The sequence below is a fragment of the Streptomyces tauricus genome, from assembly GCF_014650955.1.
Lineage (GTDB): Bacteria > Actinomycetota > Actinomycetes > Streptomycetales > Streptomycetaceae > Streptomyces > Streptomyces tauricus.
Genome location: NZ_BMVY01000003.1, coordinates 130093 through 142659, shown reverse-complemented (window position 1 = coordinate 142659; position 12567 = coordinate 130093). Strand labels below are relative to the sequence as shown.

The 12567-nt window shown below is 72.1% G+C and carries 12 protein-coding genes; 4 read left to right on the top strand and 8 right to left on the bottom strand.

The annotated features are described in order from the left end of the window. Window positions 1-49 precede the first annotated feature (49 nt). Window positions 50-778 (bottom strand): uracil-DNA glycosylase, encoded by a 729-nt coding sequence (locus IE278_RS07720; RefSeq protein WP_189770106.1) that lies wholly within the window; start codon window positions 776-778, stop codon window positions 50-52. Window positions 779-866: 88 nt separating this feature from the next. On the opposite strand from IE278_RS07720, the gene IE278_RS07715 reads away from it, so the two are divergent. Beyond that, complete coding sequence (locus IE278_RS07715; protein WP_246570128.1) at window positions 867-1457, top strand: RNA-binding S4 domain-containing protein; 591 nt, start codon at window positions 867-869, stop codon at window positions 1455-1457. Window positions 1458-1673: 216 nt separating this feature from the next. Here IE278_RS07715 and IE278_RS07710 read toward each other — a convergent pair whose 3' ends face one another. From IE278_RS07710 to IE278_RS07700, 3 genes are all read right to left on the bottom strand, one after another. Then, on the bottom strand, window positions 1674-2180 hold the full coding sequence (locus IE278_RS07710; protein ID WP_189770104.1) for a DoxX family protein: 507 nt from the start codon (window positions 2178-2180) through the stop codon (window positions 1674-1676). A 114-nt stretch (window positions 2181-2294) separates the two neighbouring features. Next, entirely contained in the window at window positions 2295-2978 is a 684-nt protein-coding gene (locus IE278_RS07705; protein ID WP_189770495.1) for a class I SAM-dependent methyltransferase, read from the bottom strand. Window positions 2979-3114: 136 nt separating this feature from the next. Continuing rightward, entirely contained in the window at window positions 3115-4101 is a 987-nt protein-coding gene (locus IE278_RS07700; protein WP_189770102.1) for an acyltransferase domain-containing protein, read from the bottom strand. Window positions 4102-4182: 81 nt separating this feature from the next. On the opposite strand from IE278_RS07700, the gene IE278_RS07695 reads away from it, so the two are divergent. Continuing rightward, on the top strand, window positions 4183-4446 hold the full coding sequence (locus tag IE278_RS07695) for a DUF6343 family protein (protein WP_189770100.1): 264 nt from the start codon (window positions 4183-4185) through the stop codon (window positions 4444-4446). 71 nt (window positions 4447-4517) lie between these two features. Here IE278_RS07695 and IE278_RS07690 read toward each other — a convergent pair whose 3' ends face one another. The 4 genes from IE278_RS07690 to rpsA all read right to left on the bottom strand — a co-directional run bounded on the left by IE278_RS07690 (window position 4518) and on the right by rpsA (window position 8400). Then, window positions 4518-4898, bottom strand: coding sequence for a tetratricopeptide repeat protein (locus IE278_RS07690; RefSeq protein ID WP_107017579.1), 381 nt, complete (start codon window positions 4896-4898; stop codon window positions 4518-4520). Window positions 4899-4947: 49 nt separating this feature from the next. Next, entirely contained in the window at window positions 4948-5574 is a 627-nt protein-coding gene (gene coaE / locus IE278_RS07685) for a dephospho-CoA kinase (protein WP_189770098.1), read from the bottom strand. 130 nt (window positions 5575-5704) lie between these two features. Further along, the gene (locus IE278_RS07680) at window positions 5705-6643 is read right to left on the bottom strand and encodes a PAC2 family protein (RefSeq protein WP_189770096.1); all 939 of its coding nucleotides are present in this window, start codon (window positions 6641-6643) and stop codon (window positions 5705-5707) included. A gap of 239 nt (window positions 6644-6882) precedes the next feature. Further along, window positions 6883-8400: a 30S ribosomal protein S1 gene (rpsA, locus tag IE278_RS07675; protein ID WP_107017577.1), complete on the bottom strand. Its 1518-nt coding sequence runs from the start codon at window positions 8398-8400 to the stop codon at window positions 6883-6885. Window positions 8401-8815: 415 nt separating this feature from the next. On the opposite strand from rpsA, the gene IE278_RS07670 reads away from it, so the two are divergent. Beyond that, complete coding sequence (locus IE278_RS07670) at window positions 8816-9694, top strand: class I SAM-dependent methyltransferase (RefSeq protein WP_373311947.1); 879 nt, start codon at window positions 8816-8818, stop codon at window positions 9692-9694. An 87-nt stretch (window positions 9695-9781) separates the two neighbouring features. Further along, a complete protein-coding gene (locus IE278_RS07665; protein ID WP_189770093.1) occupies window positions 9782-12565 on the top strand; it encodes an ATP-dependent RNA helicase in 2784 nt (927 codons plus the stop codon). The last annotated feature ends 2 nt before the right edge of the window (window positions 12566-12567 follow it).

Sequence of the window (12567 nt, the reverse complement as noted above, 5' to 3'; positions counted from 1 at the left end):
GCGCGGTTCCCCGCGCCCCTCGACGTTCTCCGCGCCCCTCGACGGGGCCCTAGGTCCGGTACGGAGCTGTCGGCAGCCCCGCTGCCTTCGCCGCCGTCCGCAGTACGTCCCGGAGCATGTCCGGGGTCAGCCGGCCGGTGAAGGTGTTGCGCTGGCTGACGTGGTAGCAGCCGAAGAGGTGCAGCGGCCGGACCTCCGGGCCCTCCAGATCGACGTGTGCTCCGTGTGCGAAGGCCGGCCGGGGCCGGGGCACCTGCCAGCCCGCCTCGGTGAACGCGGGCAGCGCCGCCTGCCAGCCGAAACCGCCGAGCACGACGACCGCGCGGAGGGTGGGCGCGAGCAGTCGCAGTTCGTTCACCAGCCAGGGGCGACAGGTGTTCTGTTCCTCGGGCGTCGGCTTGTTGGCGGGCGGCGCGCAGTGCACGGGCGCGGTGACGCGGACGCCGTACAGGGCCAGTCCGTCGTCGGCGCTCTCGGCCGTGGGCTGCGAGGCGAGGCCCACGTCGTGCAGCGCCGCGTACAGCACGTCCCCGGACCGGTCTCCGGTGAACATCCGGCCGGTACGGTTCCCGCCGTGCGCCGCGGGCGCGAGCCCGATCACGAGGAGCGAGGCGTCCGGCGGGCCGAACCCCGGCACCGGGCGGCCCCAGTACGTCCAGTCCGCGAAGGCGGCCCGTTTCGTCCGGGCCACCTCCTCCCGCCACTCGACGAGCCGCGGGCAGGCCCGGCACCCGGCGATCCGCTGGTCCAGTTCCGCCAGGCTGCGCTCCTGCTTCATTCGGCCACGGTATGCCCGGCGAGAACACCGGCTCCACGCGGCGGAAAACGATTCCGGCCCCACGCCCGCCGAGGACTAAGGTCGGACCATGGCTTCAGGGACTCAGAGGAACGAGGCGGGGCGGCGCGGGGACGCCGGGCCGAGGGCTGCGGACGGCATTGGTGACCCTGCCCATTCAGGTACCAGTGCCGGTGCCGCCACCGACGCCTCCGCGACCGACGGCAGGACCGGCGACGCGACCGGTGACACGGGCGGCGGCCCGACCGATGCCGTGGCCGTCGCGAAGGCGGCGGCGCCCGCGAGCGGTGAGACCGTGCGCGTCGACAGCTGGATCTGGTCCGTACGCCTGGTGAAGACCCGCTCCATGGGCGCCACCGCCTGCCGTGGCGGGCACGTCCGGGTGAACGGCGAACGGGTCAAGCCCGCGTACGCCGTCCGCGTGGGCGACGAGGTCCGCCTCCGGCACGCGGACCGGGAGCGGATCGTCATCGTGAAGCGCTTGATCCGCAAGCGGGTCGGGCCGCCGGTCGCCGCCGAGTGCTACGTCGACAACAGTCCCCCGCCGCCGCCCCGCGAGGCCGTCGCCCCCGCGGGCATCCGCGACCGGGGCACGGGCCGCCCCACCAAGCGCGACCGCCGCGAACTGGAACGCCTGCGGGGGCTCGGCTCGGCCGAGTAACCCGAACGGTCCGGAGAGCCCGAACGGTCCAGGGAGCCCGACCGATCCGGGGACCCCAACCGGTCCAGGGACCCCGAACGGTCCGGGGACCCCGGGCAGCCCCCCGTGTCAGGGGCGCGTCGTGCGGTCCGGGGTCGTGGACGGGGGCGAGTCCTTGGCGGCCGGGCGCGCAGTTCCCCGCCGCGCCCCTGCGGAAGTCGGGCCGCTCCCCCGCTTTCACGCGCGCGACAAGCCGCCGACGGGCAGCTGCTCCCGCCGTGCCCAGGCGATCAGTGCGAGCGGCACGATCAGGATGAGCGGGGTCGCCGCGTACTCCCCGTCGAACACGGTGACCTGGGTGATGAACGCGCCCACCATCAGCGCGCTCAGCGACACGGCGGCCACGGAGGCCAGCACGGGTATCAGCAGCGCGATGCCGCCGGCCAGTTCGAGAAGTCCGATGGCGTACATCCCGGCGCTGCCCCAACCGATCTCGTCGAACGACTCGACCGCCGAGGAGTGCGCGACGAGCTTGGGCAACGCGCTCGCGATCACATAGAAGAGCGCGAGCAGTATCTGCAGCCCCTTCAGGGCGAGGCGGGCGCGGCGCCCCCGGGCGGTCGCCGACTCAGCGACGACGACGCCGGCCGGGGCGGATGCGGCGGCCGGAGCGGAGGCGGCGGCCGGAGCGGAAGTGGCAGGGACGGCCGGGGCAGAGGCGGCGGGCACGGTGGTCTCGGACATCGGGTTCTCCTGAGTTCTCCGGGAGCAACGGCTCGCGTTGCTGTCACAGAGGTAGACCGGCCCCCCTCCCAAAACTCATCGCCCCACGGCAACTCGCCCCGCGGACCGCGAAGGTCACGCCTCCACCGGCACCGCCCGCACCCACACCCGGTCCTCCGTCAGATACCGGTCGACCCGCAGCCCAGCCTCTCCCAGCGCCCCCTCGAACTCCTCCTTGCTGAGCGGCCGGGCAAGGAACGTCTGCGTCCATACGGCGTCCGGGAACGCATACTCGGCCCGCACCGAGTTGACCCCGTCCCCCACCGGCTCCGCGGACAGCATCCGTATCGTGAACCCGCTCGGATCGTGCCGCTCCCGGGGCAGGTCGGTGTGGTAGTTCTCGCCCTCGCGCTGGATCAGCACACAGCCGCCGTCCGCGACATGACTCCGGCACACGTCCAGCATTCCGCGCCGGACCTCGACGTCTCCGGCGTGCACGAGGAACGACGCGAGCATCACCACGTCGAACTTCTCGTCCAGGTCGAGCGTCTCGATGGCGCCGCGTATCGTGCGCGCCCCTCGCACCCGCTCCAGCATCTCGGCGGACTCGTCCACGGCCGTCACCGTGAAGCCCCGCTCCAGGAGCGGATGGGTCATACGCCCCACGCCACTGCCCAGTTCGAGGATGTGCGCCCCCGCCGGCACGGCGGAGGCGATGATGTCCGGCTCTTCCCCGACGGGCAGCCGCGAGTACAGCTCGACTGCGCAGCCGTCCGGCGTGATGGCGCCGGGCCCCGTCCCTTCGTACCCCTCACGCATCTCGATCGTCATACCCGCCCAACGGCCCACGTCCGCACGCACGTTCCCACGTCCGCCCAACTCACCCGTTCGAGTGAGACGCGTCCAGGACACGGAGCGGTCGGCCCGCGGAAACCGTGGTCCGCTCAGCCGACGGTCACAGCGCGAACCAGCCGTGGCCGCCGTACCAGTGGCCGCCCGCCCGCAGATGGTCCCCCACCGCCCGCTCCACACCGGTCCGCCGCGGCAGGTCCGCCACGGGCAACTCGGGGTCGCCGAAAACGAACGCGACGGGTGCCTTGTCGTCCGCCTTCGTCTCCTCGTAGGCGATCCGGAACCGCTCCTGGAAGCGCACGATGTTGGAGTCGGCGGACAGATACCGCGTCAACTGCCGGTCGAGCAGCCAGGAGTGGCAGACCGCCACCGCGTAGTGCTCGTCCGGGTAGTGGCGCGCGAAGAACTCCCGCGCCCGGCCCAGCGACCGGTCGATGGCCTCCGGCGACAGCGGTCCCCTGAAGTCGGCGATGTGCAGACTCAGACAGGGCTCGCCGGGCCCGGTGCCGAGCCCCGCGTCCGCCGCCGCCTGCCCGGTGCGCCCGCCCAGCCGGGCGCGCTGGAACTGCAGCCGCCCCAGCTGGTACAGCTCCCCGTGGAAGTGCAGCCCGATCCACCACGGCACCAGCAGCCCTGTCGTGCCCGTCCGCCGCCGGTGCACGGCCAGGTTCCGGCCCAGGTCGGCGAGGGTGCGCCGGGACACGTCCGCGGGGATGTCCCGCTCCCGGTGGTAGGCGCGCACGTACGGCAGCGCGGCGATGAAGACGAACACCTGGAAGGTACGGCCCAGCGCCCCGGTGGACTCCGGGAACGGCGGCGGTTCCCACCCCCCGCCGATCTTCCCCATGTCGCGTACGAACCGGTCGACGCACAGGCTGAGCAGCGTCAACGCCTCGGGGTCCGCGACCAGCCGGGCGCGCAGTGCGACCAGCTCGTTGACGCACTCGTGCGGTACCGCCAGGTCGAGCAGGACGTCCGGCAGCTCGATGGCGTCGGGAAGGACCGCCTCCGTGCGCGGTGCGCCCCCGCTCTCCAGATCTCTCAGCCATCCGGCGAGCTTCTCGTCCGCCCGCAGCTCCTCCACCAGCACAGCCGTTCCCCGTCCGCTCGCCCGCCCCAGGTGAATGTGCACTACGAAGAGTACGTTTTTCCGGTAGGAGTAGTGATCCCTATGCGTACGGGCAGTGAACCGACAACCGCGCGCAGTGCGCTGCGAGCGCGCCTGTGGCTGAGTGTGTGGGGGTTCGTCTGGGCGATCGCGGGGACAGCCGTGTTCGCGCTCGTCGGACGGACGGGCTGGGCGGTCGCGTGCGGGGTGCTGTGGCTGATCGTCACCGTCGATCTGGCGATGATCCTCAGGCATCTCCGCCAGGGGCCGCACTATCAGCCGGGCCCCGACATCCCGCCGTACCCGCCACCGGACCATCGCGTCTAGATCTGGCCGAGCCCATCACCCGCACCGAGGCCGAGGAGTGGGCCCGGTCCAGGACCAGGAGCGGACCCGGCTCAGGAGTCGAACCGCGCCGCGGCCAGGTACTCCGGCTGCGGGTCCAGCGCCGCCGCGAGCCGGAAGTGGCGCTTGGCCTGCGCCGGCTGTCCGGAGCGCTCGTAGGTGCGGGCCAGCGCGAAGTGCGCGAAGGCGTTGTCCGGTTCGCGCTCCAGCACGATGGTGAACTCCAGCTCGGCGGGGCGCAGCTGCGCCGCGGCGAAGAAGGCCCGCGCGCGCAGCAGCCGGGCAGCCGTGTTCTCCGGGTAGGCGGCGATGACGTTGTCGAGCAGCTTCACCGCGCCCCTGGGGTCCCGCGCGGCGAGCAGCTGCTCTGCGGCGCGGAAGTCGATGACATGCGTCTCCGGAGTACGTCCGGCGAATCCGCTGGTCTCGGGCACGGCAAATTCCTTCCCTCACTGCGGGGAGTCAACGCCTCGCGGACACCCACTATTCCGAGGACGCCTCCTGCTGCCCGGCCTCCCGGGCCCGCCGATCGAGGTCCGCCCACACAGCCCGCACGCGCCGCCGCAGCGTTTCCAGGGGCACGTCGTTGTCGATGACGACGTCCGCGATCTCCCGGCGCTTCTCGCGGGTGGCCTGGGCCGCCATACGGGCGCGGGCGTCCTCCTCGGTCATGCCGCGCAGCCGGACGAGCCGGTCGAGCTGTGTCTCCGTGCTCGCGTCGACCACGATCACGAGGTCGTACAGCTTCGCGAGGCCGTTCTCCGCGAGCAGGGGCACGTCGTGCACCACGACGGAGTCCGCCGAAGCGGCCTCTTCGAGCTCTCGGGAGCGGGCGCCCACCAAGGGGTGCACGATCGAGTTCAGCACGGCGAGCCTGTCCGCGTCGGCGAAGACGATGGAGCCGAGCTTCGGCCGGTCGAGGGTGCCGTCCGCGGCGAGCACTTCCTTACCGAAGGCGTCGATCACGGCCGCCAGCCCGGGTGTTCCCGGAGCGACGACCTCCCGCGCGATCCTGTCGGCGTCGATCAGCACGGCACCGTGCTCCACGAGCAGCCGCGACACCTCGCTCTTGCCGGCCCCGATCCCACCGGTCAGTCCCACCTTCAACATGCCCAGCAGCATAAGCCCGGCGAGTGCCCCGAAGGGGCGCGGGGAACGACGCGATCAGCCCCCACGCACCCGCGGCCGACCACCGGCCCGCCCGCGAGGCGGTACCGCGCAGCCGCTCGGGAAGAGCGAGCTACGCGTCACCCTCCCGCTCGGCCAGGAACTTCTCGAACTCCATCCCGATCTCGTCCGCGGACGGGATGTCCACCGGCTCGGCGAGCATGTTGCCCCGTGTCTCGGCGCCCGCTGCGGCGTCGTACTGGTGCTCAAGTCCCTGGACCAGGGCGACGAGTTCCTCGTCGCCCTCCTGGATCTGCCGGTCGATCTCCGTCTGCGTACGGTGCGCCTCGGTGCGCAGCCCGTGCGCGATGCCCGGCAGGACCAGGCCGGTCGCGGCCGTGATCGACTCCATGACCGTCAACGCGGCGTCCGGGTACGGGGAGCGGGCGATGTAGTGGGGCACGTGCGCGGCGACTCCGAGGACGTCGTGTCCGGCCTCCATGAGGCGGTACTCGACCAGGGACTCGGCGCTGCCGGGCACCTGGGCCTCGTCGAAGGGGCTGCGGTGGCCGGGGACGAGGTCCGTGCGGTTGCCGTGCGGGGTGAGGCCCACGGGGCGGGTGTGCGGGACGCCCATGGGGATGCCGTGGAAGTTCACGGACAGCCGCACACCGAGGCGCTCCACGATCTGCTGGACGGCCGCGGCGAAGCGCTCCCACTCCACGTCCGGTTCGGGCCCGGACAGCAGCAGGAAGGGCGCGCCGGTGGCGTCCTGGACGAGCCGCACGTCCAGCGTGGGCTCCTCGTAGTCGGCCCAGCGGTCGCGCTTGAACGTCAGCAGCGGGCGGCGGGCGCGGTAGTCCACGAGCCGGTCGTGGTCGAAGCGCGCGACGACCTGGTGGGGCAGCGAGTCGAGCACCCGGTCGACGATCTGGTCGCCGGTCTCGCCCGCGTCGATGTATCCGTCGAAGTGGTAGAGCATGACAAGACCGGCCGACTCCTGGGCCAGTGCCACGTCGACCACGGCCAGGCCCTTCGGCTCCCATGCGTACAAACCCTGCGGATCAAGCACTGTGACCGCTCCTCCTCGTGTTCGTATGCGACAACACGGGCCAGGACAGGGGCATTCCCGGTTCACACCGCTCCGCTGCCGCCTCTTACCGGCTTCTCATGCCCACGACGGGCACCCGCGCGAGGCGCACGAGGCGGGGAGAACGCACCGCGGGCCGGTCGGGGACAACGCACCGCGGGCCCGCACCCAAGAGGGTGCGGACCCGCGGTTACCAGCTAGCTACCGCTGGCGGTGAGCTTTCAGCTCTGGCCGCCGGCGAGCTTCTCGCGCAGAGCCGCCAGGGCCTCGTCCGACGCCAGGGCGCCGGAGTTGTCGTCCGACTCCGAGGAGTACGAACCGCCGCCACCGCCACCGCTGCCACCGGAGGCGGCCGGAGCCGCACCGGGGGTGGCGACACCCTCGGCCTCGGCCTGGGCGTCCGCCTCGCGGGACTTGATGACCTGAGCCTGGTGCTGCTCGAAGCGCGTCTGAGCCTCGGCGTACTGGTTCTCCCACACCTCACGCTGGGACTCGTAACCCTCGAGCCAGTCGTTGGTCTCGGGGTCGAAGCCCTCGGGGTAGATGTAGTTGCCCTGGTCGTCGTACGACGCGGCCATGCCGTAGAGCGTCGGGTCGAACTCGACCGAGGCCGGGTCCGCGCCGAAGGACTCGTTGGCCTGCTTCAGCGAGAGGCTGATGCGACGGCGCTCGAGGTCGATGTCGATGACCTTGACGAAGATCTCGTCGTTGACCTGGACGACCTGCTCCGGGATCTCCACGTGGCGCTCGGCCAGCTCGGAGATGTGCACCAGACCCTCGATGCCCTCGTCCACGCGGACGAACGCACCGAACGGAACCAGCTTCGTGACCTTTCCGGGCACGACCTGGCCGATCTGGTGGGTGCGGGCGAACTGCTGCCACGGGTCTTCCTGCGTCGCCTTCAGCGACAGGGAGACACGCTCGCGGTCCATGTCCACGTCGAGGACCTCGACGGTGACTTCCTGGCCGACCTCGACAACCTCGGAGGGGTGGTCGATGTGCTTCCAGGAGAGCTCCGAGACGTGCACCAGGCCGTCGACGCCACCCAGGTCCACGAACGCACCGAAGTTGACGATCGAGGAGACGACGCCGGAGCGGACCTGACCCTTCTGCAGGGTGGTGAGGAACGTCTGGCGGACCTCGGACTGGGTCTGCTCCAGCCAGGCACGGCGGGACAGGACCACGTTGTTGCGGTTCTTGTCCAGCTCGATGATCTTGGCTTCGAGCTCCTTGCCCACGTAGGGCTGGAGGTCACGGACACGGCGCATCTCGACGAGAGATGCCGGCAGGAAGCCACGGAGGCCGATGTCAAGGATGAGTCCACCCTTGACGACCTCGATGACGGTGCCGGTGACGATGCCGTCCTCTTCCTTGATCTTCTCGATGGTGCCCCAGGCGCGCTCGTACTGGGCGCGCTTCTTCGAGAGGATCAGGCGGCCTTCCTTGTCCTCCTTCTGGAGAACAAGGGCTTCGATCTCGTCGCCGACCTTGACGACCTCGTTCGGGTCGACGTCGTGCTTGATCGAGAGCTCGCGGCTCGGGATGACACCTTCGGTCTTGTAACCGATGTCGAGCAGGACCTCGTCCCGGTCGACCTTCACGATGACGCCATCGACGATGTCGCCGTCGTTGAAGTACTTGATCGTCTCGTCGATCGCGGCGAGGAAGGCTTCCTCGTTGCCGATGTCGTTGACCGCTACCTGCGGCGTGGTAGAGGTGGTCTCGGTGCTGCTCGTCATGTGGGAAAGGGCTCCGGTACGGACAGTGAGTCGTAGGTACTGCTTACGCCGGGAGCCCGTTTCGCTCTGAAGAAGGCCGGACAGCCAAGGAAGCGCCGAATCCGGGCCGTGTTCGATGAGAACACTCGCCGGTGGCGCCTCGAAAACCGAGGGGACATACGACAGATGCGAGCGCAGCCTGCTACGTCTGAGGAGCGCAGGCCCGCAGCGCAACTTGTAGCATACGGGGGCAGCCGGACAGGGTCAATGCGCGAAGGCGCACACCCGGGGCGGATCGCCGCATACCCGGCACAAGACCCACGCGGCGGCAGCCGTACATCGGGCACCGCCACGGGGTCACGCGGATTCCGTGGTGCCACTTTCGTGACCGCCGCCAGGACGTTCCGCGCGACGGACCGCACGGAAGTGACCGCAGATTAATACGAGGGAGCCGATCATCCAAGAGCCCGAACCGTCCCGGTCCGAAGCGTCCTCACCCGAGGTGCCCGAGCTCGAAGCGTCCGAGCCCGAGGCGACCCGGCGCGCGGCCGGGGGCTCCGAGAGCTCCCGTGCCAATCGCGGCTGGTGGGACCGGAACGCGGACGACTACCAGGTCGAGCACGGCACGTTCCTCGGCGACGACCGTTTCGTGTGGTGCCCCGAGGGCCTAGACGAGATCGAGGCCGAGCTGCTCGGCCCGATGGAGGACCTCAAGGACAAGGACGTCCTGGAGATCGGCGCGGGGGCCGCCCAGTGCTCGCGCTGGCTGGCCGCCCAGGGCGCCCGCCCGGTCGCCCTGGACCTCTCCCACCGGCAGCTCCAGCACGCCCTGCGGATCGGGGCCGACAGTGTCCGGCTCGTGGAGGCGGACGCCACGGCGCTGCCCTTCGCGGACGGCTCCTTCGACCTCGCGTGCTCCGCGTACGGGGCGCTGCCCTTCGTCGCCGAGCCCGTGACGGTCCTGCGGGAGGTGCACCGGGTACTGCGGCCGGGCGGCCGGTTCGTCTTCTCCGTCACGCATCCGGTCCGCTGGGCCTTCCCCGACGAGCCGGGGCCCGAAGGGCTGAGCGTGGCCTCCTCCTACTTCGACCGCACTCCGTACGTCGAGCAGGACGAGGACGGGAACGCGGTGTACGTCGAGCACCACAGGACGGTCGGCGACCGCGTCCGGGACGTGGTGGCGGGCGGTTTCCGGCTGGTCGACCTGGTCGAGCCCGAGTGGCCCGCCTGGAACACCCAGGAGTGGGGCGGCTGGTCGCCCCTTCGGGGAAACCTGATCCCGGGCACGGCGATCTTCGTGTGCGAGCGAAGTTAGATCTGCGAGCGAAGCCAGACGGGGGCACCCCCGGCCTGAGGCGGGGGGAGAGACTGAGCGGGTGACCCGTACCGAGCATGTGATCGTGTGATCCGTTACGACGCCCTCGACCTGTTGCCCGTCCGCGGTGCGCTGCCCGGTCTGGGCGACGCCCTGGAGGCCCATGGCGCGGCGGTGCTCGTCGCGCCGCCCGGCACGGGCAAGACGACCCTCGTGCCGCTGGTACTGGCCGGGCTCGTCGGCGACGGTCCCGCGCGGCGGGTCGTGGTGGCCGAGCCGCGACGGATCGCGGCGCGGGCCGCCGCCCGGCGGATGGCGTGGCTGCTCGGCGAGAAGGTCGGGGAGAGCGTCGGCTTCACCGTCCGCGGGGAGCGGGTGGTCGGGCCACGCGCGCGCGTGGAGGTCGTCACGACCGGGGTGCTGCTGCAACGGCTGCAGCGGGACCCGGAACTGGCGGGCGTCGACGTGGTCGTGCTCGACGAGTGCCACGAACGCCATCTGGACGCGGACACGGCGGCGGCGTTCCTGCTGGACGTCCGGGCCGCCCTGCGCCCCGAGCTGCGGCTGGTGGCCGCCTCGGCGACAACCGACGCCGAGGGCTGGGCCCGGCTGCTCGGCGATGTGCCGGTGGTCGAGGCGGCGGGCGTCTCCCATCCGGTCGAGGTGGTGTGGGCGCCGTCCGTGCGCCCTGTGCGGCCACCCCATGGGATGCGGGTGGATCCGGTGTTGCTGACCCATGTGGCGTCGGTGGTGCGGCGGGCGCTCTCCGAGCGGGACGGGGACGTCCTGTGCTTCCTCCCCGGCGTCGGGGAGATCGCGCGGGTCGCGGGGCAGCTCGGCGGGCTCGACGGATTCGGTGATGTCGAGGTGCTCCAGGTGCACGGGCGGGCGCCGACGGCCGTGCAGGACGCGGTGCTGTCCGGCGGTACGCGGCGCCGGGTGGTCCTCGCCACGTCGGTGGCCGAGTCGTCGCTGACGGTTCCGGGTGTGCGGGTGGTCGTGGACTCCGGGCTGGCGCGCGAGCCGAGGGTGGACCACGCGCGCGGCCTGAGCGCGCTGACGACCGTTCGGGCCTCGCAGGCCGCCGGAAGGCAGCGCGCCGGGCGGGCGGGGCGCGAGGCTCCGGGAGCGGTGTACCGGTGCTGGGCGGAGGCGGAGGACGGGCGTCTGCCGCGCTTCCCTTCGCCGGAGATCAAGGTCGCCGACCTGACGGCGTTCTCGCTCCAGGCGGCCTGCTGGGGCGATCCCGACGCCTCCGGGCTGTCTCTCCTCGACCCGCCGCCGGCGGGCGCCATGGCGGCGGCCCGGGGTGTTCTGGAGGCCATCCGGGCGGTGGGCTCCGACGGTCGGCCGACCGATCGGGGGGTACGGATGTCCCGGCTCGGGCTGCACCCGCGGCTGGGGCGGGCGCTGCTCGACGCCGGGGCGGTCCTTGGTGCCGACCTGGCGGCCGAGGTGGTCGCGCTGCTCAGCGAGGAGCCGCCGCGGGAGTACGGCGACGACCTCGCCGGTTGTCTGCGGGTCGCGCGGCGTGGGGGTGACGCGTATGCCGGGCGGTGGCGGGCGGAGGTGCGGCGACTGCGGGCCGTCTCGACGCCGAAGGCCGCGCCCGGCGCGTCCGGACGGCCGTCCGCCGACCGCGGGTCCGCCGCGGCCGGTCGCGCAGTTCCCCGCGCCCCTGAAGAGCCGGCGTCGCTCGACGAGTGCGGGTCCGTTGTGGCTGGACGCGCAGTTCCCCGCGCCCCTGAAGAGCCGACGTCGCTCGACGACCGCGGGTCCGCCGCGGCCGGTCGCGCAGTTCCCCGCGCCCCTGAAGAGCCGACGTCGCTCGACGAGTGCGGGTCCGTTGTGGCTGGGCGCGCCGTTCCCCGCGCCCCTTACGGGGCCGGGGGTGGGGATGATCATGCTGTGGGGGTTGTTGTTGCGCTTGCTTTTCCTGAGCGGGTGGGGCGGCGGCACGGGGGGTCTTTTCTCATGGTGTCCGGAACCCGGGCCGAGGCGGCCGAGGGCAGTGCGCTGCGGGATGCCTCCTGGATCGCCGTCGCGGTCGCCGACCGGCCGCTGAACGCCGGACACGCGCGCGTGCGCCTCGCGGCCGTGATCGACGAGGAGGTCGCGCGCGAGGCGGCGGGAACCCTGTACGCGGAGGGTGACGAGGTGCGCTGGGACGGCGGGGACGTCGTGGCGCGGCGGGTCCGGCGGCTGGGAGCCGTGGAGCTGGCGGTACGACCGCTGCGGAACGCCGACCCCGGACTCGTACGGGAGGCGTTGCTCGAAGGGCTGGCGGCGGAGGGGTTCGGGCTGTTGCGGTGGTCCCGGGACGCCGAGGTGCTGCGGCAGCGGCTCGGGTTCCTGTACCGGCGGATCGGCGCCCCGTGGCCCGACGTGTCGGACGACGCGCTGCACGCGCGCGTGGACGAGTGGCTGGAACCGGAGCTGAGCCGGGCGCGGCGGCGGGCCGACCTGGAGCGCGTCCAGGCCGGGCAGGCGCTCGGCCGGCTGCTGCCGTGGGCGTCCGGGGAGGCGGCCCGGTTCGACGAGCTGGCGCCGGAGCGGTTCGAGGTGCCGAGCGGGTCCAGGATCCGGATCGACTACGCGGACCCCGAGCGGCCGGTGCTCGCGGTGAAGTTGCAGGAGATGTTCGGGGCGCAGGAGTCGCCGAAGGTCGCGGGGGTGCCCGTACAGGTGCATCTGCTGTCGCCCGCGGGGCGCCCGGCCGCCGTCACCTCGGACCTCGCGTCCTTCTGGAAGGACGGCTACCGGAGCGTACGGGCGGAGTTGCGCGGGCGGTATCCGAAGCACCCCTGGCCCGAGGACCCGGCGGGCGCGCGGCCGACCCGGCACACGAACGCCCGCCTCAGCAGGGGCTGAAC